This is a genomic window from Halomonas sp. XH26 (assembly GCF_024138895.1).
In the GTDB taxonomy this organism is placed as follows: Bacteria; Pseudomonadota; Gammaproteobacteria; order Pseudomonadales; family Halomonadaceae; genus Vreelandella; species Vreelandella alkaliphila.
Genome location: NZ_CP071889.1, coordinates 647,494 through 671,796, shown reverse-complemented (window position 1 = coordinate 671,796; position 24,303 = coordinate 647,494). Strand labels below are relative to the sequence as shown.

Sequence of the window (24,303 nt, the reverse complement as noted above, 5' to 3'; positions counted from 1 at the left end):
GTTCAAGGCAGCATCAAATTGCCCTGTTTGCGCCACTGGTTTACCAACGCTGGAACGCCCTCTCCTGCGGTGGTATTAATCGCTAGAACGCCAGGCGGTGTTAAGGCATCCGCGTCGGGGTCGACCAGCGCACACGGGGTATCCAAGTCAATATACGACAGCAGCGACGCCGCGGGCATTACCGCTAGGGACGTGCCTACCACCAGCAAGAAATCCGCCTGGCTAACAAGTTCACAGGCGTCTTCAAATAGCGGCACCGACTCACCGAACCACACCACGTCCGGGCGCAGCTGGCTGCCTTTGTCACAAATATCGCCCAGCGCAATGCCACCTTTCGGCAGCGGATAGCGCAGCCGCACATCCACTGTAGAGCGCGCCTTCAAAATCTCGCCATGAAGATGCAGCACATCTCGCGACCCTGCACGCTCATGCAAATCATCAATATTTTGCGTGACAACACTGACTCGAAAGCCATCTTTTTCAAGCGCCGCCAGGGCTTTATGGGCAGCATTGGGCTTGGCCTTACGAATTTGCTCTCGGCGCAGGTTATAAAACTCCAGTACGCGCTGTGGGTCTCGGCGCCAGCCCGCGGGCGTGGCCACCTCCTCGACTGGGTGGTCTTCCCAGAGACCATCACTGGCACGGAACGTTTTAATACCGCTTTCGGCGCTAATCCCTGAACCGGTAAAAACCACTAAGTGCGGTGGTGCTGTCATGTTTTCCTCGACTAAATAACTGCTTACTGTTTCACAAGGAGCCTCTTATTAATGTAATGAGCGCAGGCCAGACAAGGCAAAAATCAAAGAAAAAAGCGGAGTTTACGGGTTGTAAATGAGCATTTTAAGGCGATTTTTAACGCAGTATGGCCAAGCGCAATAGTTAATCAGAGGTTACTTAATATACCAGTTGCCCTATAGTCCCCGCGAAGCGCTGCTTATTACGATATGGGTAAACATCAATCACCCGACCATCGACAATGGCCTGCTGTAGCTCCAACCAGTAATCGGGATCAAATAACTCCGGATGCTGTTGCATAAAAATCGCGCGCAGCTCCGGGTTGGCAAACATAAAGGGGCCGAACTCCTCGGGGAAGATATCATTGGGGCCAACGTAAAAACTCTCCCCACCACCTCCTTGAAAGTCATTGCCATACGATTTAGGCATGTGCCGAAAGCGACACTCCGTGAGATAACATACCTCGTCATAATCGTAAAAAATCACTCGGCCATGGCGGGTAACACCAAAGTTTTTTAACAGCATATCGCCCGGGAAGATGTTCGCCGCTGCCATCTGTTTAATGGCGTTACCATAGTCTTTGAGCACCATTACGCGCTCGTCCGCGCTGCACTGCTCCAGATAGATATTCAGCGGTGTCATCATGCGCTCGGTATAGCAGTGCTTGATTATTACCTTGTCATCTTTCAATGACACAGTAGACGGTGCTACTTCTAGCAAGTGCTCTAGACACTCTGGCGCAAAGTGATCCTGGCGCACGATAAAATTCGAGAACTCCTGGGTATCAGCCATACGCCCAACACGGTCATGGCGTTTCACCAGGCGGTATTTCTCGCGCACTATTGCGTGGGTGACCTCTTTTGCCGGGTCGAATTTATCTTTAATGATCTTAAACACGGTGCGAAAACTAGGCAGCACGAACACCGCCATCACCATGCCGCGCACACCAGGTGCAATGACAAACTGATCCTCACGCTTGGCCACTTGCAGGTTTAGGGCACGGAAAAATTCGGTTTTGCCATGCTTAAAAAAGCCAATCGCGGCATACAGTTCGCCTTCAGGCTTATGGGGCATGAGCTGTTTTAAGTAGTGGACAAACTCCCCAGGCACCGGCACATCGACTTGGAAGTAGGCACGGGTAAACGAGAAAATAATCGAGACTTCATCGGTCTCGGTTAGCACGGTATCCAAGTGCAGGCAGGGGTCGCCGCCCTGCTGCTCGCCAAACCCTTCACCATGTAGAATAGGTAACACTAGTGGCACCTGCTCACCGCCACCCAAAATGCGGCCGACTAAGTAGGCCCCTTTATTACGGTAAAAGACACTTTTCAACAGCTCTAATTGCGCGTCTTCTGACTGCAAAATAGCGGCGGGAAGCAGGGTTTCTAATAGGCCTGCAGCTAGTTCAATATCGCGCTCCAGATCAGCAAAGGCGTTATCAAACGGTGCCTCTTCAAGCGCCCAGGCAAGCGCTTGAGACCAATCACCATTGACGGAATACTGTCGACAAAGCTCAATTCCAGAATGGTGCGCAGCATCTTCTCGGGAGCTGTACACAAACATCCAGTCATTGCGAATATGGCGGTGGTGGAAAATCGAGCAGAATAGTGAGTTAAAAAACGTCTCGGCCAACTCGTAATCCAACCGCTGGCTAATCAGCTGCGCATAGTGCTCACGCGCCTCCCGCCAGGTCTCACAGTACGTAAGCGCCTCATGATCAAAGGTACGCTGCAAACGTGTCAGCGTATCGCCCACTCTCTCTTCATAAAGGTTAATCCGCGCCGCTGAGGCTTGCTGGGCATCACGCCACGCCGCATCACGAAAACGCCGACTGGCGTCAAAGGTAATCTGCTTGAAGCGTGCTCGGTAGCCATCAAATCCATGCAGAATAGTGGCCGCTAAACGATACGCGGGAGAGTGCTTCATGGCGGTGCTCCTGACTATTTCCCCCAGCTTCGCGTAACGGAGCACTACATGCGAGAAGACCTTGGTGGGTAATTCGCATGTTTAAGAACGCAGCTGTCTATTTTAGCACTCATCATAAAAAGCCTCTGGGCCGTTGGGCACAGAGGCTTAAACTGCCTAATCAGGTTAGGCGATTGGGATCAAACATTACAGCTTGGCAGCGGCTGGCACCGGCTCGTCAATGTCTAGCTCTTCTGGGGCAGCAGTCACTAGCGCAAACTCCTCTTCAGCGGTTTTCGCCACCAGCTTATTCTTGCTGTAAAGGAAGTAGTACGCCGCACCAGCAATGAATAGAACAATGGTGTAATTAAACGCGCGGGGGTCAAAAGCATAGACACCGGTAAGCGCGACGAGGGACAAAACTAACGCAACGCCAGAGGTCACCACACCACCGGGTGTTTTATAAGGGCGCGGCAAGTCAGGCTGTTTCACTCGTAATAGAATGTGGCTGAGCGCCATCAATGCATAAGAGAGCGTCGCGCCGACAACGGCCATCCCTAGAATCAGATCACCCTCGCCGCTAAGCGAGACCAAAAAGCCAAATACACCAGGCACAATCAGCGCCAGATAAGGCACTTTACGCTCGCTGGTCAGTGACAGCGGTTTTGGTAAGTAGCCCGCACGAGAAAGCGCAAACACCAAACGGCTGTAGCCATAGATAATCGAGAAAAATGACGCCACCAACCCCGCAAGGCCCAACACATTAACCAGCGTGGCAAGCGTTGGGTTGCCCGCAACGTTAAGCGCATCGACCAGCGGCACACCACTTTGACCAATCATTTCAGCACCCGCTGCGCCTGCCAGTAACACCACGACTAATAAGGCGGTAAATAGCAGGAACAGCATCGCAGCAATAATCCCTTTAGGCATATCCCGCGCGGGATCTTTGGCTTCCTCTGCCGCTAGCGGCACGCCTTCAACCGCCAAAAACAGCCACATCCCAAACGGCAGCGCTGCCCAAATACCGTACCAACCATAGGGCATAAAGGTGCTCGCACCGGCTGCATCGGTGGGCGCAATATCAAACAGATTCGCTGAATCGAAATTGCCAATCAGCGCCACTGCCGTTGCCAAAATCGCAAACACCGCTAGGCCGCTAATCACCATCATCACTTTTAGCGCTTCACCTACGCCGGCTAAGTGAATGCCGATAAACACTGCGTAAAACAGCAGGTAAACCAACGGCCCATTAATGCCCAGCAGCGATTCGACTGCCGAGCCAATGAAAATCACGATCGCAGCAGGCGCAAGCGCGTACTCAATCAACACCGCAAGCCCGGTTAAATAGCCACCGGCTGGCCCCATCGCTTGGCGGGCAAAGCTATAGCCTCCCCCCGCGGCTGGAATCGCTGCGGACATTTCCGCCAATGCTAATACGAGTGCCAGGTACATCATCGCCATTAAGCAGGCGGCAATGGCAAAACCACCCCAACCCGCTTCAGCAATACCGAAGTTCCAGCCGGCAAAATCACCGGAAATAACATAAGAAACCCCAAGCCCTGCTAGTAATAGCCAGCCCGCGGTACCTTTGCGCAGCTGGCGCTTGGCCAAATACGCTTGATCGACAGAAGGTTGTGTCATTGTCATGCCCTTTTCAGTGTGGAACGCAATCGTTGTCAGCGGCGTGCTGAGTCGGGGTGTTGGTTCCATATTGTTGTTAGGAGTGTTGTTAGGAGCGTTTCTATAAGTGTTTGTTATTTATGTATTGTTATTACTCTTTTTAATTACTATTTTAATTACTCTGTTATCTATATGGCGCTGCTTATACATAACGCTTCGCTTCCTGTGCCGCTTATTAATCGGCCACCAGGAAGTTTTGAGTTGTCCCCCCTGTTGCACCGTCTAATACGCTGTCCTCGCTACGATCTTTCAGTTGCACGCCAGACAGTTTCCGCTGACGGGCTTCGGTTAATAGCAACAACAACCGCCGTGCGGCCTCTTCCGGTTTGAGCCCTGCTGGGCGCACGTTTGAAATGCAGTTGCGGCGGTCATCCTTTAGACCTACTTCTGGTTCCCAGGTCATATACAGCCCGAGGCTATCTGGAGAGCTTAAGCCTGGGCGCTCACCAATCATCACCAGCACGGCATCGGCATTAAGCAGCGCGCCAACCTCATCACCAATCGCCACGCGGCCCTGCTCTACGATGGTTAATGGCGCGAGCTGCCACTCCCGCTGATCACTCTCTAAGGCGCGATACAGCGCAGTAAGAAACGGCGCACTGTTCTGCTGTACTGCCAGTGCGGAAAGCCCATCGACAATCACCACCGCTAAATCGAAGCGCTGGCCACTTTGCGCCGCTTGTTGCAGTTGCTCTCGCGAAGCGTCGTCAAGACGACGGCCATAATCCGGACGCTGCAGGTACATGGCGCGGTCTACTGCGTGGCTATGCACATGAATAGGTGTCTGGTGCAAGCTCAGCGCTGTCGTTAACTCATCGGCCAGCGCGTGACACTCAAGAGGGCAGTGAACGGCATCCTGGGCTTGGGCATGAGCCAGTTGAAACGCCAATAGCTGATGCGTGGGCAGACTAATGCCCGCTCGTCCCAGCCCAATGCGAGCATCGGTAAATGCCCTCAGCCGCTCCCATGGGTTAGCGATCACAATCGGTGGGGCTTTTTTCGATTCATTATCAGACATCGCGAGCAGCCTCCGTTGGCAGGTGGCGCAGGCTATTAGCGAAAGCGGCAGGTAGTTGATCATTTAACCGATAGGAGGAAACATCTTGGAAGATTTGCATCTTCGCCAGCCACTGCTCGAACTCCGGGGCGGCCTTCAACCCAAGTACGCGCCGTGCGTAAAGGGCATCGTGAAAGGACGTGGTTTGATAGTTGAGCATGATGTCGTCAGAGCCTGGGATGCCCATCACAAAGCTACAGCCCGCCACGCCTAATAGCGTCAGCAGGTTGTCCATATCATTTTGATCGGCTTCAGCGTGATTGGTGTAGCAAACATCACAGCCCATGGGCACGCCTAGCAACTTGCCGCAAAAGTGGTCTTCCAGCCCCGCTCGGGTGATCTCTTTGCCATCGTACAAATACTCAGGGCCGATAAATCCCACCACCGTATTCACCAGCAGCGGATTAAACTTGCGCGCCACCGCATAGGCGCGGGCTTCACAGGTTTGCTGGTCCAAACCATGATGAGCATCAGCGGAAAGCGAACTGCCTTGCCCAGTTTCGAAATACATCACGTTGCGCCCAACCGTACCGCGATTCAGCGTTTGAGCAGCCGCCTCAGCCTCTGCCAACGTACTTAAATCAAAGCCAAAGCTGCGGTTGGTGGCTTCGGTACCGCCAATGGATTGAAAAACCAGATCTACAGGCGCGCCCTGCTCGATCGCTTCGAGCGTGTTGGTCACATGAGTGAGCACGCAGGATTGGGTGGGTATTTCGTATTTCTGAATGACATCGTCCATCAGGCGCATTAGCTTGATGCTTTGGGCGACATTATCAGTAGCAGGATTGATTCCAATGACCGCGTCGCCACTGCCATACAGCAAGCCATCCAGAATACTGGCGGCAATCCCGGTCACGTCATCGGTAGGATGGTTGGGCTGCAAACGCGTAGATAACCGCCCCGGCAAACCAATAGTATTGCGAAATGCGGTCGTCACATGGCACTTCTTGGCGACTAGCATCAAATCTTGGTTGCGCATCAACTTGCTAACAGCGGCGGCCATTTCAGGAGTAATGCCAGGGCGAGCCGCGGCTAATACATCGCTGGTGGCATAGTCGGATAGTAGCCAGTTACGAAAGTCACCCACGGTTAAATGCTTCAGCGACGCAAACGCAGCAGCATCGTGCTCATCGATGATTAAACGAGTAATTTCGTCTTGCTCATAGGGGACCAGCACATCATTCAAAAACGTGGTAAGCGGGAGCTCTGCCAGCACCATTTGCGCCACTACCCGCTCTTCTGCTGATTCTGCAATGACACCTGCCAAGCGGTCGCCAGAGCGTGGCGGCGTGGCCTTGGCCATTAATTCCGCCAAGCCATTAAAGCGATAGCGGCGGCTTCCAACAGTTGTGTGATAGGTCTGCGCCATGGGACCTTCCTTTTTTATATTTAAAAGCGACGATTTCTATAGCTAAGGTTTCTAAAACTACGGTTTCTAAAACTACGCTCTCCAAAACCATGGCGCCGAATGCGCGTTGAGGAACAGAATTTACTTGTTTCCACAATAGCGCTATCACTTAATGGGGAGTATCGAGTTTTGGCAAACCTGTCATACTTATAAAAACATTATTAAATACAATAAATTAGAGGCAAGCATGCAACGTGATGGCGCTTTAATCACGTTCACAGGAGTTTTTCATGACGCTGACAAGCCAAGACATTGCACCAAAAAAATGCATTCAAGAGGCGTTTGATGCCGACGAACATGCCCAAAATCTGACCCGCTGGCAGCAGCAATACGACCAACTAAGTCCTGGCCGCTTTTATGGGCGACTAGATGAAATTGAGTTACCCGCCATGCAGGTGTTTAAAGAACATACCGGGCAAGCGCTGCGACAAGACTGCCGAGTGTGGGCTGACTCTCTCTGGCTGGGCATCCCCACTCAGGCACCAGGGTCACGAATTAATGGGCAGGCGCTGGAAGAACATGAGGTGATGTGTCACCCCGGCGGTCGTGATTTTGAGCTGGTAACCCCCGAGGCGTTTGATATCTATGGACTAGTGATACGTATGCCGTTATTACAGGCTGCCGCCCAGCGACAGGGGGTGATACTTGATCATGAGTGGCAAGATTCACCCCGCCGCCGGGTAGCGCCTGAAACTCTGCATGCGGTGTCTTTTTTACTTGAACGCTTACTCTCAAATCAACAAGGCCCCATCGCTGAAAACGTTCATCAAGATATTTTGCTAACAGGCCTAATGGAAGTATTAAAAGCCAACCAAACAAGCCATGAATTGCCTCCCAGCTATCCTCATCGAAAAGCAGTGGTTGACCGGGTGAAGCGCTATGTTGATGAGCACCTGGAAGGTCCAGTCACCATGGAAACGTTATGCGAGCTAACTCATGTCAGTAGGCGTACGCTGCAATACAGTTTTACGTCTATCCTTGGTATTAGTCCGCTGCAATTTTTACGTTTAACGCGGCTGAATAGAGTGCGTCGTGCTCTGCGCAGCGCAGAGCCCCACCAAACAGTGACTGAAATTGCCACCTACTGGGGCTTTTGGCATTTGGGGCAATTTGCTCATGACTATAAGCAACAGTTTGGCGAAAGCCCTTCGCAGACGTTAAACGCGATTCACTGAGCGTGCGCGGCATCCCTTTCGAGGTAAAGATCTTATGTCGAGGCAACGATCCTATATCGAGGTAGAGACCCTATGGTAAATACCACCGCCTGGAATCGCTTGCGCTATAGCATTTACGCACCAATCTATGATCTGGTGGCAACTAAAGCGTTTCGTAAACCCCGAAGGAATGCACTTAACCAAGTTGACTGGGAACCCGGCATGCGAGTGCTGCTGGTGGGTGCAGGCACCGGCTTAGACCTGCCTTATTTACCGCGTGAATTAGAAATCCATTTAACCGACCTAACCCCCGCGATGGTGACGCGAGCCCGTGAGCGAGCGGAACATGCGCAACGTGACGTGGTATGTCGTGTAATGGATGCCGCTGCACTGGACTACCCAGATGAGCATTTTGACGTCGTTGTGATGCATCTTATTTTGGCGGTGATGCCCAATCCTGAACAGGGACTAGCCGAAGCGCACCGGGTACTGAAAAACGACGGGCAGCTCTGTGTTATGGATAAATTTCAACCCGACACCCACATTGCTGGTCCAAGTCGGCGAGCACTGAACGTCATTACTTCATTGATCGCGACCGACATCACCCGCCAGGCGACACCACTGCTTCAACAAGCAGGCTTCAACATCCGCCGCGACGAACCCGTATTGATGAATGGCCTTTTTCGCGCACTTCTAGCAATAAAGTAAACTGTCCTCACAACTGCACATTCCCTAAAAATACCAGTACATCCGAAACAACAACGTCCAATACTGGTACAATTAATAGCAACCCGTTACTTGCACGCTTCATCAATATGTAAGGTGACCAATGCCTAAAGCAGCTGTGAAACGCTTCCGTCGTTTACCCGAAGAAGAGCAGTCCCGCGTTATTGAAATGGCTTGGGAAGATCGCACTCCGTTTGAAGCGATCGACACTCTGTTTGGCCTAGGCGAGCCGGACGTCATAGAAGTAATGCGCCACCAGCTTAAGCCGGCCTCGTTTCGACTGTGGCGCAAGCGTGTTACTGGTCGCGCGACGAAGCATACGGCTTTGCGATCGCCGGATATTTTACGGGGCTACTGCCCAACGCAATATAAGCGCTAATCACCATTTGCAACGAAAAATCAGAGGATGCCATTTTCTAGTAGGCCTTTTTAATCGCCGAATAAGTGTTATATTATCACATAACACAACGCCGTTTATAAAAACCCGCTTAGAGGTGCATTCACAATGACCGTGTTTTCTCCCCTGCCCGTCACCGTGCTTTCAGGATTTCTAGGTGCAGGTAAAACCACCGTACTCAATCATATTTTGGCTAACCGCGAAGGTCGTCGCGTCGCGGTGATTGTCAACGATATGAGCGAGGTCAATATCGACGGTGCATTAGTGCGTGGCGGCCCTGGCGAGTCCACGTTAGATGGCGAGGTAGCGCTGAACCGTTCTGAAGAGCGTTTGGTAGAAATGAGCAACGGCTGCATTTGCTGCACGCTGCGTGAAGATTTGCTAGAAGAAGTTAGCCAACTGGCCAGAGAAGGTAAATTTGATTACTTGGTGATTGAGTCCACTGGGATTTCCGAACCGCTACCAGTGGCGGAAACCTTCACCTTTGAAGATGAAAGCGGCCAGAGCCTTTCCCACGTTGCACGCCTTGATACGCTGGTCACTGTCGTCGATGGTGCCAACTTTCTTGAGCAGTACCGCGAAGCGCAGAGCCTCGCTGAAGCGGGCGAAAGCTTGGGTGACGATGACGAGCGCAACGTCGCGGACCTGCTGGTCGACCAGATCGAGTTTTGTGATGTATTACTGATCAGTAAAACGGATCTGATCAATAAAAAAGAGCTTGATGCACTAACGGCGATTCTGCGCTCACTCAACCCTGATGCAGAGCTGGTGCCCATCACTCAAGGTGGCGTGCCGCTAGAGAAGGTGCTTGATACTGGCAAGTTCAATTTTGAGCGCGCCCAGCAAGCGCCTGGTTGGCTAAAAGAGATGCGTGGCGAGCATGTGCCAGAAACCGAAGAGTACGGTATTGGCAGCTTTGCCTACCACGCTCGCCGCCCTTTCCACCCGCAGAAATTCCACGCTTTACTCAATGAAGAGTGGTTTGGTAAAGGACTGCTACGCTCGAAAGGCTTTTTCTGGCTTGCTACTCGGCCACGCTTCGCAGGCCAATGGAGCCAAGCAGGTGGTATTGCTCATCACGGCCCAGCGGGCGTGTTCTGGAAAGCTATCCCCGAAGCTAACTGGCCGGAAGATCCTGAAACTCGCCAATTCATTATGGAAAAGTGGCAGGAGCCGTTTGGTGATATGCGCCAAGAGCTGGTGTTTATCGGCCAGAACTTGGACCAAGCCAAGATGCGTGACGCACTAGACACCTGCCTGCTAAGCGAAGCTGAGCTATTACAAGGTATGGAAGCGTGGAAGCAGCTACCCGATCCGTTCCCCGCTTGGGAGTAATGCTTTAACTGCAGGAGCTAGCTAAACAGCGCTCTGCCCACTGCCGCACTTCAGGGTAGGCACGCTGCTCAAAGACCGCGAAGCCGTTAAGGCCGCGGGCTTTGAGTGGGGTAAAAATCGGCATAGTTAAACCGCATAAGAAGTGTGCCAGCCGCTGGACATTGGGCGGCTGGCCGAACTGCTCGGTGTGGCGTTCAATCAGCGGTGAGGCATAGCGGATAAAATCATTCTCAGACAGCGCGGGTAATGGCGTCGCATCCGGCAGCCGAACCGGGTTGCCGTAGCATACCGAACAGTGGCCACAGCGGCCCTGCTCGGTACCAAGTGGCCCATCGAAGGTGGTGTCCCCAAAATGCTCAGCTAACCGCCGAGTCAGGCAGCTTTCCGACTCAAACAGTGCCAGCATGGAGTGCAACCGTTCAATTTCGATTCGCTCCCGATCTAGACACTCATTAAATAACTGGCTTGCCATCGCCTCGACCGAAAATTCCGGCTGACAAATTTCATACACATCGGTCATACGCTTACCTTCCAGGGTCAGCCAGCCTTTATCCTGGAAGTATTCAAGCGCGGTAATGACGCGGGCACGGGAAGCATCGATTTGCTGTGCCTGCCCAGCCTGATGCAGCCGCTCAAAATCCACTGTTCCCCAGGTGCGAGCGATAGCGATATTGTCGATCAACAAACGTACAAAGGCCGCCCGCTCTCCTGCAAAACGCCCCACCAAGGCGGTAGGCTCAATATGGTAGCGCAACCGATACTCGGCTAAGAACGCAAAGCGCGGCGCAATAATGCCGTGCATTTCCAGCCGCACCAGTAGCGTTTTAAGTGGCATCAGGCGGATATTGGTATCTCGGGAAAGCGTATTGAGCAGTACTTCCCACTGGCGATCTGGCGCTTGACCAGCTGATGAAATTTCTTCCAGTAAGCGCAAAATACCCGCGTACTCAGGCGTGTCGCCGTAAACGAAGTTCTCCAGCACCCGCAGACCATCGCGTCCGGCAATGGTTAAACAAGTGGAAGGCAGTCCATCGCGCCCTGCCCGACCAATTTCCTGACTGTAATTCTCAATCGATTTAGGCAGATCAAAGTGCACAACGTTGCGGATATTGCCTTTATCAATCCCCATGCCAAAGGCAATGGTAGCGACAATACAGGGCGATTCGCCGTTCATAAACTGGCGCTGAATGTCGTCGCGGCGGGCTGAATCCAGCCCCGCATGGTACGCCTGGGAAGAAATCCCCTGGGCGGCCAGCGCACTTGCCACCTGCTCGGCGGTTTGCTGCAGGGTGACGTAAATAATCGTAGGCGCTTCGTTGCCAGGCGGCATTTGCGGCATAAGCCAATCAATCAGCTGTTGCTGACGATTTTCCATGGAGGGCACCACCAGAAGCTCTAAGTTAGCGCGATAAAAGCCAGTGGTAATGACATTTTCCGGTACGATGGAAAACTTCTCACGCATATCAGCGATAACCGCTGGCGTGGCCGTGGCAGTCAGTAGCAACACCTGGGGAATAGCAAAATTACGCTGATAATCGGGCAGTTTAAGGTAATCGGGACGGAAGTTATGTCCCCACTCAGAGAGACAGTGTGCTTCATCAACCACTAGCAACGATATTTGAACCTGGCGTAGAAAGTGCCGAAAGCGCTCGTTCTTAAGCCGCTCCACCGACACCATGAGGATTTTTAGCTCACCGTTTTTGGCGCGCTCCATCACATCACGGGTCGTAGCGCGATCTTGGGTAGAATCAATACTGGCAGCTGCAACACCATGGCGTGCCAAGAAAGCGAGCTGATCCTGCATCAGTGCCAGCAGCGGCGATACCACAAGGGTCAGATGCGGAAGATGAAGCGCAGGCAACTGATAACAGAGTGACTTCCCCGCCCCGGTGGCAAAAATCGCTGCGGTAGAGTGTCCATCCAAAACTCTGGACACCACCGCCTGCTGGCCACCACGAAAATCATCAAATCCGAATACTGCCTTCAGCGTCTGCTGCGGTGATAGCGAGGTCATGGCCGTTCCCTGGAGTGTCGTCAATACGTTAGGGCTAAGCTAACGCGTTCACGTCGTTTTCTCCAATCAACGGTGACCATTAATAAGTATAGGGTTGAGGCTCTTCATTCTGTGTGGGGAGAGCCAGTGTCTGCCAAGCCTCATAGGTGGTAAAAAACACTTGTCCTGTTAGCTCGCGGTAAAGCGCTGTGTTTGTTAAGCGATCCATCACCGGGCCTTTCACTTCCGCCAAGTGCAGCGTTGCGCCAGCATCTTTTAACCGTCCGTTAATCGCTTCTAAGCTTTCAAGCGCGGACGCATCAATCACATTCACCGCCTGGCAGGTCAATACAATATGTTTTAACGTAGGGGAACGAGCAGCCAGCGCCATCACGGTATCTTCTAAGTAGCGAGCGTTAGCAAAGTAAAGGCTTTCGTCAATGCGCAGCATGGCCACATGTTGATCGGTTTCGACCTCATGGCGCTTCACATTGCGAAAATGCTCGGTGCCCGGCACCCGCCCTACCACGGCACTATGGGGCTGGCTGGTGCGGTACAGGTGCAACCCTAGTGACAGCACCACACCGCTGATAATGCCGACCTCGACACTGTGCAACAGGGTCAGAAGCAAGGTCGCCACCATTGCCACGCCGTCGCTGCGGGAGTATTGCCAAGTGCGCTTTACTGCGGGAAGATCAATCAATGTACCCACGGCGACGATAATGGTAGCGGCCAATGTCGCCGTCGGCAGAAATGCCAGCAGACCAGTGAGCAACAGCGTAGAAAGCACAATACCTAAGGCGGTAAATGCCCCGGCCAACGGTGTTGCCGCGCCCGCTTCAAAGTTCACTACCGAGCGTGAAAACCCACCTGAAACCGGCGAACCACCGCTGACGCCAGCGCCCAAATTGGCCATCCCAAGAGCGATGAGTTCTTGATTAGGGTCGATACGCTGGCGACGCTTAGCCGCCAGGGTTTGCGCCACTGATACCGATTCTACAAAGCCCACTAAACTGATCAATAAAGCGGCAGGCAACAGGCCAAGCCATAGCGACTGATCTAGGCTAGGCAGCGTAATGGCAGGCAAGCCGCTAGGCACAAAGCCCACTAGATTCACACCGTACTGCCCCAAGTTAAAGTGCCAGGCCAGCAGTGTAGTCACCATCACCGCTGAAATCGGTGCGGCTTTGACCATAAAACCAGAAGCGCTAGCCGAGATACCTATAGCCATCAGCCAGGTATTCAAGCGCTTGCGGCAAACCAGCAGATAGCCCCACACCCCTAAACCAATCAGTAGCGTGATGAGATTGATCTGTTGCCACTGGCTGAACAGTGCGCCCAGCAGCTCAATGACGTTATGCCCCGCAGCCTCAACACCTAGAATATGCTTGAGCTGACTAATGGCGATCAAAATACCCGACGCAGTGATAAACCCAGAAATAACCGGATGGCTTAAAAAGTTGACCAAAAAGCCCAGCCGCAATACGCCCATGGCAATCAATATCAATCCTGAAAGCGCCGCCAACACCAGTGCAGCGCCAATATATTCAGGACTGCCTGGAGTAGCAAAGCTGCTTAAAGCCGACGCCGTCATTAACGCTGCCACGGCTACCGGCCCTACCGCCAAGCTGGCACTGGTACCAAAGATGGCGTAAAGCACCAGCGGTAGCATACTGGCATACAGGCCCATCTCTGGCGGCAACCCAGCCAGTAAGGCATAGGCCAACGCCTGGGGCACCAGCATTAGCGTGACGATAACGGCTGCCAGCGAATCTTTAAATAACAAAGCCCGGTTATAGCGCCGCAGCCAGCCAACCACAGGCACCCAACGCTCTATGTTCATGGGGAGTACTCGCTCAGGTAATAGCACTGACTAAGGCAAATCACACCGCACGCCTACGCTGTCTGATTTTCAAGCCCTTGGCGGTGCTCTTCCAAATCAAAACCGGCTGCTTTGGCAGCGGAAAATAGTTCCGCCAGATCGCATTTTTCGGTATGGCGCTTTGCGTAAGCCCAAAGATGGGTAGCACGCTTACCTGACCGACAAAACGCCAAAATAGGCCGAGGTAGCTGCTGCAGCGCCTTAGCAAAAGCGGCGACATCCGCTTGGCTATACTCGCCGGGGGTCACAGGAATGTGCACCCAATGAAGCCCAAGTTCTTCTGCTTTAAAGCGGTAAGCATCCTCTCCAGAAAATTCAGCGCTTTCACCCGGCTTGCAGTTACAGATCACCGTTTTAAAGCCCTGAGCTTTTACGTGCTCAAGCTCCTCGACCGTGAGCTGTGAAGTAATAGCAACGCCCTTCTCTAACGGTTGTGTTTGCATGCATCTCTCCTAGCGTTTCTCACTGCCGTTTTAAGCAGCAGCGCATGGCATAACATACCATTACAACAATGTTATAAACATAGCTTATTTTGGAATATAAGCAATAGCGCACTACAAAAACACCCGGGACTTTTTTTGAGAAAAGATCCGGGTGGCGCATAAATATCGAAGGGAGAAACGTAACGCTATTGAGTGTTGTTGCTGTTAGGGAACGCCGGATTAATTAAACGCTTTCTCTAACGCAAAGCGCTGCTGTGGCTGGCCGTCTTTGTTAACGCTCTCAGTGAACATTGTAAGTGGGCGCACCCACAGGCCGTAGTCGCCGTAAAGCGCACGGTAGACTACTAGCACCTCTTCATTTTCACTGTGCTGAGCGGTGCCAAGCACTTCGTAAAGGCTGCCTTTATAGTGGCGATATATACCGGGAACAAGCGCAGTCATTCACTTTCCTCTTAATGGGTCATTGAAGGCATGGGCTTAGCGGCTTTTTTAGCCAGCCGTTCGAGCACTTTTGAGGCAGCGACAAAACCAAACGTACCAGTGACAAAGGTGGCGGCGCCAAAGCCTGAGGCGCAGTCTAAGCGGGTAGCATCACCGTTGCCGGGCTTTTGCAGACAGACTTCGCCGTCAGCGCCAGGGTACGCCAGCTGCTCATCAGAATAGACACACTCGACGGAAAAGCGCCGCTTGGGATTACGCGAAAAACCGTAATCACGGCGCAGCCGCGAGCGCACTTTAGAAAGCAGTGGGTCGTGTTCAGTACGCGTTAAGTCTGCCACCTGAATGCGGGTAGGATCCGTCTGACCGCCTGCAGCTCCCGTCACGGTAATCGGCAGTTTACGTCGTTTGCACCAAGCGATTAGCGCTGCCTTGGCGATCACACTATCAATGGCGTCCACCACATGATCGGCATCCTCGGGGATACGCTCGGCAAGGTTAGTGGGTGTCACAAAAGCACTGTCAGCTACGACGTTTATCTCAGGGGCAATCAAGCGACAACGCTCGGCCAACACTTCCACCTTTGGCTGGCCAATAGTGCCGTCTAAAGCATGGAGCTGACGATTGACGTTGGACACGCATACGTCATCCAAATCAATCAGCGTCAGCTTGCCAATGCCAGAACGCGCCAACGCTTCTACCGTCCAGCTCCCCACGCCACCTACACCCACTACCACAACATGGGCATGGCGAAACGCTGTGGCAGCACGTTGGCCATACAAGCGGCGAATGCCGCCAAAGCGAAAGTCATAATCCGAAGACATGGTAGGCTCTCTATTTTACAACATGCTATTTGACAGCACGGGTCGATTCGTCACGACTACCGTTGAAGTGCTGCAGGCGTTGAAATGGCTGGGGTGCGCACGCTATCTAGCGGCAGATGCCCAGCCCAGCCGAATTGCTCAAATAGGCTTCTCATGGTCGCATCGAGTGCGCAGCTTAGTTGGATACGCTTATCGGTTAAGGGGTGATCAAACGCTAAATAGGTGGCAGCCAACAGCAAACGGGGAGCATTCAGCTGATCCGCAAAAAAGCGGTTGTGGACACTTTTGCCGTGCTTGGCATCTCCAATAATTGGATAACCACGTCGAGAAAGATGGCGACGGATCTGATGTCGACGCCCGGTCATAGGCCGCGCTTCCACTAGCGAATAGCGCGCCACTGGATAGCGGTCTACCTGCACAGGCAGTTCAACGCTATCCAGGCGACGAATATCGGTCATCGCGGGCATAGCAGGCATCTCGGCTTTGGGGCGCGTGCCATCTTCTTCCCGTAGAGGGTAATCAAGGCGCTCTTGCTCCGGAGCTTTTCCCCTCACTACCGCCAGATAGCGCTTTTCTACCTGCCGCTCGCTAAAGCCTTCACTCAACACGGCTGCCGCTTCAGATGATAAACCAAACACCATCACGCCAGAGGTGGGTCTATCTAACCGATGCACCGGATACACTCGTTTGCCAATTTGGTCACGCAGGCGTTGAAGCAAAAACTCTGTTTCTCCACGCGCCAGCGCCGAGCGGTGCACTAGTAACCCAGACGGCTTATGCACTGCAATAAGATGCTCATCCTGATAAAGGATGTTCAATGGCAACATGGCACTCCCCGGTAACGGCAATTGAGATAACAAATCGCGGTGATTTGAAGCAGCGCGCTATTGTCGCGGCTTAACGGCTCAATGTCATCTGCAGAGTAGATACGCTGGGGAAGTGCTTGTTTTAAAATCCCTAACGATAGCCCTCATTAACAATGCGTATGTTAACGATCAATATAACTTCGATACACCTAACTGCACCTGATTACGGTCATAGCTATACAGATCAATGTTGCTACGCCGAGATGAGCGGATCAAAGTAAGCTCTGGTGTAAATCCTTTGAATACCCAGCGGCGGTTGGTCAATCGCAATCTTGTACGCCATAAATTGTCGCGCCGCTCCACACCAAAGGCCGGTGTCACGTCATCATACCGAGCGCGAAGATACTCAGGTTGGATCAGAGCCGTTAGGCCTCCGAATAACTCCCGGTAGTATCCTACACCACCTCGATAAACGGTATTGCTGAGCATATCCAGCTCCGTAGACTCTTTGGACAGGCCCAGTACTCCCATCACGCCGCTAGAAGGCGTCAGAGCATACTGCCAACTGCCCAGCCAACTGGTACGGGTGCCATCCAAGTTGCTAACGTCATCATGGCGAACCCACTGATGCTCTAACGAAGTATGCAGGCGTGTTCGAGAAGATGGATAGTAGGTCACTTCCTGCCGAAGACCAGCGCCATGATTATAGGGCTCATTGCCATACCAGCGATGAAAACCGGTTAACAACGTGCTGAGCTCAAGGTCACCAAACTGAAATTTAGGACCGACATGTACATTGACAAAGGTATCGTCAAAGCCTCCACCCCGATAGTCGGTACGATACAGGCTCCCCCCCAGCCGCAGGCGAGTATTCTCGGCAATATGAGGTGTCCATTCCGCACTTGTATTGAGCAATATCCCTATGCCCGTCTGACGCTTTGCGTCCTCTGATAATTGGAAGGGTAATCCGAAGATACTAATTTCCTCGATACTCGGTGCGGCATTGATATTAGTATCCGGGGCAAGCGCTACCGAAACATCCCAGTTGAATGTCTGGAGGTGGTGGATAGCAGCGAGGTAGCGATCAATATTGGCATTGACCTCGGTGGGCAGATTACCACTACGCGCGAAGCGGAACTGACGCCCTGCGTCGCGGTAGTCACCGCTCTCGAACAGCGCCCGCCCAAGTTCAAGACGAACACGCACCGCCTGTGGGTCTCGGATTAGAATCTCACGGAAGTAAGCGCTAGCACTCTCGAACTCCTGCTCATCCATCGCCAACATGCCGAGTAAAAAGGCGATATCGTCGTTATCGGCAAAGTGCTCACGCGCTTCCAACAGCACCGCTTTGGCTTGCTTACTGTCGCCCTGTTCCATCAGGCGTGTGGCGGCCACAGCGGCTAAGGGGATTTCACGATTAGTGTTGTTAGTTTGCGCGGGTGAATCGGCAAAGGCTGAACCTGAAAAGTACCCACAAGCCAGTAAAATGGCGATAAATCGGCAAATAGGCATACATCAATCCTTGTATGGATGACGTGCAGTTGAACGCATTGTCAGCACGCTACTGGCTAAAATAGCCCCATCCGAATGGATGAGGCTGAACGGGCTAGTCTTTTTTGACACCGAAAGCACCAAAAGCTGCGCTTCCATTAGGGTCTTTAACTGACCAAACAGCAGCAGCCTCTGCCGCCCCCGGGCCATAGAAACGACCACGGAACTCACCCTCTGCGTCAGTGCTCAAACTGGCATCATTGCCGGGTGACGATATAACTTCGGTTATGCCAGCAAAGCGGTTGCCGCTATCATCAAGACCACCAGCAAGATTGATATTATTCCAGGGTTGCTGTATGGCACCATTTTCCGTATCCATGGCAGTCATATTGGTCAAACTACCGTTTAACGTTCTATCCGCGAAGTTAACACTCATATTTGCTTGACCAAATAAGTTACCAGGCTGCCCATTGTCTATAATGACTATACCTCTAGCTGCCCCACTGTAACTTGCAGATCCTGTAGAGGGCATGTCATTGAGATGAGTGTCGTAGCCGGTGGCAAAGTAACTAGCATCAGAGTCGCCACCGCTGTTGCGGATTACCCATTCGCCAAAAGCCGCGTAGTTCAAAGAACCGTTAAGGAATTGTTCCGACTCATGCTCTACGGAACGTATCCTAATATCATTATCTTCTCCATTATCGAAGATGTAAGGAGCACGACCTTCCGTGAAATCCCTATTTTCGACGCCAGCGATTGGCGCATTCAAACGGATTCTTGACTCGCCATTTGGCCCATTAGGTAGGACTTCGATCATTGCTGCGTGATCTAGCACAGGCTGCTGGTTCATGGTGACACCACTGCTAGAGGGAGTTGCATTGGCTGTTACGCTGTCGAGACGAAACTCTTCCCCAACAGGTATCTCCTCGATAGGGTTAATAGTCTTGTAGGTGAAGTCCTGGCCGGGATCACTCGAACCTCCACCATCACCGGAGCCACCACCGCTATCACCTGAGCTACCGCCGCTATCACTTGAGCCACCACCGCCATCCGTCTGCCCTGGGTCATCTTGATCTATTGGCTGGCTGGAGCTGCCGCCACTGGAACAGCCCGCCACTGCAACGATAGCTAAGGCCAGGAGCGAGAGTTTCAGTACTGAGCCTTTGTTATCAATAGTTTCCATATTGATTTCCCCCTTAATTTATACGGCTTTTACTTTAGGCTCTACTTATTAAGAAGCTTCTGGCTTTTTAATTCTGTTGATTTGAAATACGCTTGCTAAGCAATTATTTGCTTAACGTGCTGCTTCATATCGAGCCTAACTCGATTGAAGTTAAGCACGCGACAGTCATGCAAGAATCACTCAAATGGGTGAAACATTTAAAAATATTGAGATGCCCCCACCCCTACTTTCTATATAAAAATAATGAAGGAACTACTATTGGGGAGCTAACTTGACGCCTAGGACTTGCTTCTAAAGTCAGGTATATTTTGTATCTGTAGCGATAACCGATACTCATCAAATAAGGGCTGAGATCGTGTATAACAAAGAAAAAACCATATCCACGCTACTACATACACTCTATGACAGCGTCATCTATCCCGAAGGCTGGGATATTTTTCTGCAACAGCTTGGCCACCTTTTTGATTCCCCTTCGGCAGCGCTACGTATCACTGACCGTGAAAACCCAGTCGTTTACCGATCCTATACTATTGGCTTAGAACAAGGGCTCAATTATGAACATGAGGCAGTCGTATTTGATCCCTTTCGTACATCACTGGCTAGCGGCCCTCTGGGCAAAGTCCATATAAGTACCGACATTATTTCTGACCGGGCATTTGAGCACTCTGAGCACTACCAATTATTTTTCCGCCCGAACGGGAATTTTTATGCCATGGGAACCCAGTTTGAACGCGATGGCTCATCTGCGATGCATATTGGCATACATCGACCACGTGAAAAGGGCATGTTTACTCGGCAGGAGCAAGAACAACTAGAAGATTTGAGCGGACATTTACGCCGTGTAGCTCAGTTGACCAAACTGACTAGCCAAGTACAGGAAGCACTAGCACAAGCTCAGAATGCCTTTAACCACCTTCCTTTTGGGGTGTGGATGCTGGACGCAAACCTACGCTGCCACTGGTCAAACCGAGTTGCCGAAGATGTGCTTAGCACCCATTGCTTCGGTATACAGCAGCGTAACGGCCGCTTAATTTTCGATGAAGAAAAGCTCGGTTCAGCCCTTGTTCAGGCATCACGTAAGCTAAACAAAGGAGAAAGTCGCTGTGAGAGCATTCAGCTAAATAGGGCAGGAGCTTCATTGGTACTTTTCTGTAATCGGGAAGGAAATCCATCCCTTTACTGGAAAGTAGCTTCTTCTGCTACTGTTATCGCCTTCTTGCTTGACCCACAAATGGCCATCCCACTGGACCATGAACGTCTAAAAAACCTTTACTCATTGAGCGTAGCGGAATTGCGTCTAGTAGATTTACTAATACGCGGCCTGGATATTAATGAGGCTAGCGCTTATTTGAACGTGACGGTACACACCACTCGCTCTCAATTAAAATCCGTCATGCGAAAAACAGACGTCACAAGGCAGGCTGACTTGATACGCACATTACTGCTTAGTGTTGGAATAGTTAACCGATTTGAGTAGTTACGAGATGCAAATTTATCGTACTCCAAGGCAAGGTGGACGTTTTTTGAGTGTCATGGATACAGGCCCAGCAGATGCACCAGCCTGGTTCTACTGTCACGGCATTCCTGGTTCTAAAAAAGAAGTATTGATGGCAACTGCAAGAAATAAAACTGAGAGCGTTCGGCTCGTTGCCATAGATCGCCCAGGGTATGGTGGCTCCACTCAGATGAAAAGCTACCGTTTTGCTGACCACACAGACGACGTGCAGGCAGTGGCAGAGCAGCTTCAAATTAACAAATTCTCTCTACTAGGTTTTTCGGGAGGTGGCGTGTTTGCCATGGCGACCGCAACGGCTCTCAAAGAGAGAGTTAACAGAGTAATGCTGGTTGGGACGCCTGCTGTTCCGATACAGAACTCGCCCTACAAGCACGCAGGAAAGCTGACTGCCGAGACGTGGCACGCAGCATTGACTGCTCCTCAGGATTTAATAACCCAGTTAGCATATTTAACGGGCGACAGCGCATTACTGGCCACCGCGTTAATAGACTCTCTCAGTGACCAAGAACGTCAATTCCTACAAGCTTCACAATTACGTAAAGCCTTTCAACAAAATCTAGTGGCAGCAACACAGCAAGGTGCCTTGATAGCAGCTGATAGCATTGTTAGAGATATTCAACTAATGGCACGAGAGTGGCCTTTCAGCGTTGGAGACTTAGGGGTTCCTATAGAGATTTTTCATGGTGAGCACGATGCATTAGTTCATCTTGAGCATGGACAAGCACTCACATCGTTTATTTCTGGGTCTGTCCTAACCGCTTTACCTTATTCAGGCCATTACGACACATTAATTAAAGCCTATCAAAGAAGCATTTAGAGCTGATTTTTTTGCAAGAGTGTCTACCACCTCTGCCCTCAGCGCTTTCACACGACTCACCATGAAAAACTTGTTAATGAGCATTTAGCATCTTCTTCAATAGCCAACTACCTTGAAATGGCAACTCGTCTTACGAGCTTCCATGGATAAGGAAAGGAGAATTGCACTATGCGTTATTCACTACCGCTAACAGGTATTGCCGCGGGGCTATTGCTGGCAACCACCGCTCAGGCCAATGAGGCGCTCGACGTTGAAATGCACAAGGTCAGCGCTGAAGGAATTGAACAGTCTATTGGGACTGTCGCTATTGAGCATACTGAGCACGGCGTGTTGCTTACGCCGTCGTTAACTGACCTAGAGCCCGGCGTATACGGTTTTCATGTCCACCAAAATGCCAGCTGTGAGCCTGCTGAAAACGATAGCGGCGAAATGACAGCAGCGCTGTCTGCAGGTGGTCATTACGATCCCGAAGAGGCTGGCACCCACCAAGGTCCCTACGGCGATGGCCATCTGGGTGACCTACCGGTTCTCACGGTGAATGAAGATGGCGAAGCTAACCTTCCCGTGCTGGCACCGCGCTTGAGTATGGAAGATATGCCGGGGCGCAGCCTGATGATCCATGCCGGCGGCGATACGTATTCAGATGATCCCTACTTAGGCGGCGGCGGTGCGCGCATGGCCTGCGGCGTCGTTGAATCGTAACGGTTAAAACCCCATCACTATAACGACATACCGGGCAGCACAGCGCTGCCCTTTTTTGTGATGATGATTTCTTGTGTTAATGAAGCCTTATGTTGTTGGTTGCTCTCGCTAGCACCATAGGCCACTAAAGTCTTAAAGCGATTATCCTGATGAGTCGGTACATTCAGCCCGGCCAAATAAGCGTGCTAACAAGTAATTCACTAGCATGCACGACCATCTTAATTCCCCTGAGACTGAGTGCCCTAAATGATCACCTTCATTGTATCGATACTGCTTCTAGTCGTGGGCTACTTCACCTACGGCAAGTTCGTTGAGCGCGTGTTTGTTACTGACCGCAAGCGTCAAACACCGGCGTTTAGTATGCGTGACAATATTGACTATGTGCCGATGAACACCACGCGCAACTCGCTTATTCAATTGCTTAACATTGCCGGTGTCGGCCCGATTTTCGGCCCCATTTTAGGGGCGCTTTACGGTCCTGTGGCTTTTATATGGATTGTGGTTGGCTGCATCTTTGCAGGTGCCGTACACGACTACCTCACCGGTATGATCTCGATTCGCAATCACGGGGCTCATTTGCCTCAGTTGGCGGGTAAATTTCTCGGTAAAACCATGAAGCATGTGGTTAACGGCTTTGCTATTTTGCTGTTATTACTGGTGGGCACGGTCTTTGTAACCTCGCCCGCAGCGCTGCTTTCTAATATGACATCACTCTCTTTAACGCTCATTATTCTGGCGATTTTTGCCTACTATCTGGTTGCTACTCTGCTACCGATTGATAAAGTCATTGGGCGTATCTACCCCTACTTCGGCGCTTTGCTGCTATTCAGTGCCGCAGGCATCGGTATTGGTTTGGTTGTTACCGGCGCACCGATTCCAGAACTCTCTTTCCAGAATATGCATCCGGAAGGAGCGCCCATTTTCCCACTGCTGTTCTTAACAATCTCCTGCGGTGCTCTTTCAGGCTTCCATGCCACACAAACCCCCATCATTTCGCGTACGACGCAAAACGAAACCAATGGCCGTAAAATCTTTTACGGCATGATGATTGCCGAAGGCGTGATTGCGATGATCTGGGCCGCCGCCGCCATGAGTTTATTCCAGGGTGAACAGTCGCTGTCCGCTGTGTTGGCCGCCGGTGGCCCCGCAGCAGTGGTCAGCGAAGTATCTATTAGTATGCTTGGCGCTGTTGGCGGCACGCTGGCAGTGCTGGGGGTTATTGTGCTGCCGATTACCTCGGGCGATACCGCCTTCCGCAGTGCACGAATGATTATTGCTGACTATCTCAAGGTTGAGCAGAAGCCGATTATTAAGCGTATTTTGATCGCCCTGCCACTGTTTGTTGCTTCTTACGCGCTTACCCACATGGACTTTACCCTGCTATGGCGCTACTTCTCCTGGGCCAACCAAACCACGGCAGTCATTGCACTGTGGGTCGGCACCATGTACCTAGTGCTATCACGTAAACCTTATCTGATCACCTCAATCCCAGCTGTCTTTATGACCATGGCTACCTTTACCTATTTAGCCTACGCACCGATTGGCTTTGGTTTGCCACTCCAAACAAGCTGTATCGTCGCGGCGCTGGGAACGCTGGTATGTATCGCACTGTTTATGAAGCGTGTACGCCGCTTAAGCCGCGCGACCTTTGCTGTTGATGAGCATGCTGATGCCTTTGATGCAGGCCAAGAGGGACAGACCCAAACACTATCTACTGCTACCAAGTAAGTTACTGTTTTACTGCCCATTAAGAGAAAAAGCGCTGATTAGCTCAGCGCTTTTTTATGGGCGTCTCTTAACTTAATTTCGAC

The 24,303-nt window shown here is 51.7% G+C and carries 21 protein-coding genes; 8 read left to right on the top strand and 13 right to left on the bottom strand.

What is annotated here, in order from left to right:
• Positions 1–2: 2 nt before the first annotated feature.
• From J4377_RS03135 to J4377_RS03115, 5 genes are all read right to left on the bottom strand, one after another.
• Positions 3–716 (bottom strand): NAD-dependent deacylase, encoded by a 714-nt coding sequence (locus tag J4377_RS03135; RefSeq protein WP_038481359.1) that lies wholly within the window; start codon positions 714–716, stop codon positions 3–5.
• Between the two features lie 178 nt (positions 717–894).
• A complete protein-coding gene (gene aceK / locus J4377_RS03130) occupies positions 895–2,661 on the bottom strand; it encodes a bifunctional isocitrate dehydrogenase kinase/phosphatase (protein WP_038481356.1) in 1,767 nt (588 codons plus the stop codon).
• 186 nt (positions 2,662–2,847) lie between these two features.
• A complete protein-coding gene (gene eat, locus J4377_RS03125; protein ID WP_038481353.1) occupies positions 2,848–4,281 on the bottom strand; it encodes an ethanolamine permease in 1,434 nt (477 codons plus the stop codon).
• A 214-nt stretch (positions 4,282–4,495) separates the two neighbouring features.
• Positions 4,496–5,338 (bottom strand): ethanolamine ammonia-lyase subunit EutC, encoded by an 843-nt coding sequence (gene eutC, locus J4377_RS03120; RefSeq protein ID WP_120385771.1) that lies wholly within the window; start codon positions 5,336–5,338, stop codon positions 4,496–4,498.
• Positions 5,331–6,746, bottom strand: coding sequence for an ethanolamine ammonia-lyase subunit EutB (locus tag J4377_RS03115; protein ID WP_038481347.1), 1,416 nt, complete (start codon positions 6,744–6,746; stop codon positions 5,331–5,333). The genes eutC and J4377_RS03115 overlap by 8 nt, the downstream gene beginning before the upstream one ends.
• Positions 6,747–7,015: 269 nt before the next feature.
• On the opposite strand from J4377_RS03115, the gene J4377_RS03110 reads away from it, so the two are divergent.
• From J4377_RS03110 to zigA, 4 genes are all read left to right on the top strand, one after another.
• Entirely contained in the window at positions 7,016–7,960 is a 945-nt protein-coding gene (locus J4377_RS03110; RefSeq protein WP_193085630.1) for a helix-turn-helix domain-containing protein, read from the top strand.
• Positions 7,961–8,032: 72 nt separating this feature from the next.
• A complete protein-coding gene (locus J4377_RS03105) occupies positions 8,033–8,647 on the top strand; it encodes a class I SAM-dependent methyltransferase (protein ID WP_198348639.1) in 615 nt (204 codons plus the stop codon).
• A 121-nt stretch (positions 8,648–8,768) separates the two neighbouring features.
• Positions 8,769–9,044, top strand: coding sequence for a TIGR03643 family protein (locus tag J4377_RS03100; RefSeq protein WP_038481338.1), 276 nt, complete (start codon positions 8,769–8,771; stop codon positions 9,042–9,044).
• A 126-nt stretch (positions 9,045–9,170) separates the two neighbouring features.
• A complete protein-coding gene (gene zigA, locus J4377_RS03095) occupies positions 9,171–10,397 on the top strand; it encodes a zinc metallochaperone GTPase ZigA (protein ID WP_038481335.1) in 1,227 nt (408 codons plus the stop codon).
• 4 nt (positions 10,398–10,401) lie between these two features.
• Here the strand turns inward: zigA and J4377_RS03090 are convergent, their stop codons facing one another.
• The 8 genes from J4377_RS03090 to J4377_RS03055 all read right to left on the bottom strand — a co-directional run bounded on the left by J4377_RS03090 (position 10,402) and on the right by J4377_RS03055 (position 19,457).
• Complete coding sequence (locus tag J4377_RS03090) at positions 10,402–12,411, bottom strand: ATP-dependent DNA helicase RecQ (protein WP_253486690.1); 2,010 nt, start codon at positions 12,409–12,411, stop codon at positions 10,402–10,404.
• A gap of 79 nt (positions 12,412–12,490) precedes the next feature.
• Positions 12,491–14,233, bottom strand: coding sequence for a SulP family inorganic anion transporter (locus tag J4377_RS03085; protein WP_253486688.1), 1,743 nt, complete (start codon positions 14,231–14,233; stop codon positions 12,491–12,493).
• A gap of 53 nt (positions 14,234–14,286) precedes the next feature.
• Positions 14,287–14,715 carry a TIGR01244 family sulfur transferase gene (locus tag J4377_RS03080; protein WP_038481326.1) on the bottom strand — a complete coding sequence of 143 codons (429 nt, stop codon included), beginning with the start codon at positions 14,713–14,715 and terminating at the stop codon, positions 14,287–14,289.
• Between the two features lie 219 nt (positions 14,716–14,934).
• Positions 14,935–15,156: a DUF1653 domain-containing protein gene (locus J4377_RS03075; RefSeq protein WP_253486681.1), complete on the bottom strand. Its 222-nt coding sequence runs from the start codon at positions 15,154–15,156 to the stop codon at positions 14,935–14,937.
• An 11-nt stretch (positions 15,157–15,167) separates the two neighbouring features.
• Complete coding sequence (gene tcdA / locus J4377_RS03070; protein ID WP_253486678.1) at positions 15,168–15,977, bottom strand: tRNA cyclic N6-threonylcarbamoyladenosine(37) synthase TcdA; 810 nt, start codon at positions 15,975–15,977, stop codon at positions 15,168–15,170.
• Positions 15,978–16,033: 56 nt separating this feature from the next.
• On the bottom strand, positions 16,034–16,804 hold the full coding sequence (locus tag J4377_RS03065) for a pseudouridine synthase (RefSeq protein WP_253486676.1): 771 nt from the start codon (positions 16,802–16,804) through the stop codon (positions 16,034–16,036).
• Between the two features lie 168 nt (positions 16,805–16,972).
• Entirely contained in the window at positions 16,973–18,295 is a 1,323-nt protein-coding gene (locus tag J4377_RS03060) for a surface lipoprotein assembly modifier (protein WP_253486674.1), read from the bottom strand.
• 94 nt (positions 18,296–18,389) lie between these two features.
• Entirely contained in the window at positions 18,390–19,457 is a 1,068-nt protein-coding gene (locus tag J4377_RS03055; RefSeq protein WP_253486672.1) for a transferrin-binding protein-like solute binding protein, read from the bottom strand.
• Positions 19,458–19,812: 355 nt separating this feature from the next.
• Between J4377_RS03055 and J4377_RS03050 the strand changes: the two genes are divergently transcribed.
• The 4 genes from J4377_RS03050 (at position 19,813) to J4377_RS03035 (ending at position 24,220) form a co-directional block, all read left to right on the top strand.
• Positions 19,813–20,934 (top strand): hypothetical protein, encoded by a 1,122-nt coding sequence (locus J4377_RS03050; RefSeq protein WP_253486670.1) that lies wholly within the window; start codon positions 19,813–19,815, stop codon positions 20,932–20,934.
• 7 nt (positions 20,935–20,941) lie between these two features.
• Positions 20,942–21,790 carry an alpha/beta fold hydrolase gene (locus tag J4377_RS03045; protein WP_253486667.1) on the top strand — a complete coding sequence of 283 codons (849 nt, stop codon included), beginning with the start codon at positions 20,942–20,944 and terminating at the stop codon, positions 21,788–21,790.
• Between the two features lie 168 nt (positions 21,791–21,958).
• Positions 21,959–22,492 (top strand): superoxide dismutase [Cu-Zn] SodC, encoded by a 534-nt coding sequence (gene sodC / locus J4377_RS03040; protein ID WP_253486664.1) that lies wholly within the window; start codon positions 21,959–21,961, stop codon positions 22,490–22,492.
• Positions 22,493–22,738: 246 nt separating this feature from the next.
• Positions 22,739–24,220 carry a carbon starvation protein A gene (locus J4377_RS03035; RefSeq protein ID WP_038481311.1) on the top strand — a complete coding sequence of 494 codons (1,482 nt, stop codon included), beginning with the start codon at positions 22,739–22,741 and terminating at the stop codon, positions 24,218–24,220.
• Positions 24,221–24,303: the final 83 nt, after the last annotated feature.

Excerpts from the sequence above, each read along its gene's own strand:
- J4377_RS03055 (WP_253486672.1), bottom strand. The coding sequence starts at position 19,457 with ATGGAAACTATTGATAACAAAGGCTCAGTACTGAAACTCTCGCTCCTG.
- eat (WP_038481353.1), bottom strand. The coding sequence starts at position 4,281 with ATGACACAACCTTCTGTCGATCAAGCGTATTTGGCCAAGCGCCAGCTG.
- J4377_RS03135 (WP_038481359.1), bottom strand. The coding sequence starts at position 716 with ATGACAGCACCACCGCACTTAGTGGTTTTTACCGGTTCAGGGATTAGC.
- J4377_RS03115 (WP_038481347.1), bottom strand. The coding sequence starts at position 6,746 with ATGGCGCAGACCTATCACACAACTGTTGGAAGCCGCCGCTATCGCTTT.
- tcdA (WP_253486678.1), bottom strand. The coding sequence starts at position 15,977 with ATGTCTTCGGATTATGACTTTCGCTTTGGCGGCATTCGCCGCTTGTAT.
- J4377_RS03045 (WP_253486667.1), top strand. The coding sequence starts at position 20,942 with ATGCAAATTTATCGTACTCCAAGGCAAGGTGGACGTTTTTTGAGTGTC.
- aceK (WP_038481356.1), bottom strand. The coding sequence starts at position 2,661 with ATGAAGCACTCTCCCGCGTATCGTTTAGCGGCCACTATTCTGCATGGA.
- J4377_RS03080 (WP_038481326.1), bottom strand. The coding sequence starts at position 14,715 with ATGCAAACACAACCGTTAGAGAAGGGCGTTGCTATTACTTCACAGCTC.
- J4377_RS03090 (WP_253486690.1), bottom strand. The coding sequence starts at position 12,411 with ATGACCTCGCTATCACCGCAGCAGACGCTGAAGGCAGTATTCGGATTT.
- eutC (WP_120385771.1), bottom strand. The coding sequence starts at position 5,338 with ATGTCTGATAATGAATCGAAAAAAGCCCCACCGATTGTGATCGCTAAC.
- sodC (WP_253486664.1), top strand. The coding sequence starts at position 21,959 with ATGCGTTATTCACTACCGCTAACAGGTATTGCCGCGGGGCTATTGCTG.
- J4377_RS03085 (WP_253486688.1), bottom strand. The coding sequence starts at position 14,233 with ATGAACATAGAGCGTTGGGTGCCTGTGGTTGGCTGGCTGCGGCGCTAT.
- J4377_RS03060 (WP_253486674.1), bottom strand. The coding sequence starts at position 18,295 with ATGCCTATTTGCCGATTTATCGCCATTTTACTGGCTTGTGGGTACTTT.
- J4377_RS03100 (WP_038481338.1), top strand. The coding sequence starts at position 8,769 with ATGCCTAAAGCAGCTGTGAAACGCTTCCGTCGTTTACCCGAAGAAGAG.
- J4377_RS03075 (WP_253486681.1), bottom strand. The coding sequence starts at position 15,156 with ATGACTGCGCTTGTTCCCGGTATATATCGCCACTATAAAGGCAGCCTT.
- J4377_RS03110 (WP_193085630.1), top strand. The coding sequence starts at position 7,016 with ATGACGCTGACAAGCCAAGACATTGCACCAAAAAAATGCATTCAAGAG.
- zigA (WP_038481335.1), top strand. The coding sequence starts at position 9,171 with ATGACCGTGTTTTCTCCCCTGCCCGTCACCGTGCTTTCAGGATTTCTA.
- J4377_RS03065 (WP_253486676.1), bottom strand. The coding sequence starts at position 16,804 with ATGTTGCCATTGAACATCCTTTATCAGGATGAGCATCTTATTGCAGTG.
- J4377_RS03035 (WP_038481311.1), top strand. The coding sequence starts at position 22,739 with ATGATCACCTTCATTGTATCGATACTGCTTCTAGTCGTGGGCTACTTC.
- J4377_RS03105 (WP_198348639.1), top strand. The coding sequence starts at position 8,033 with ATGGTAAATACCACCGCCTGGAATCGCTTGCGCTATAGCATTTACGCA.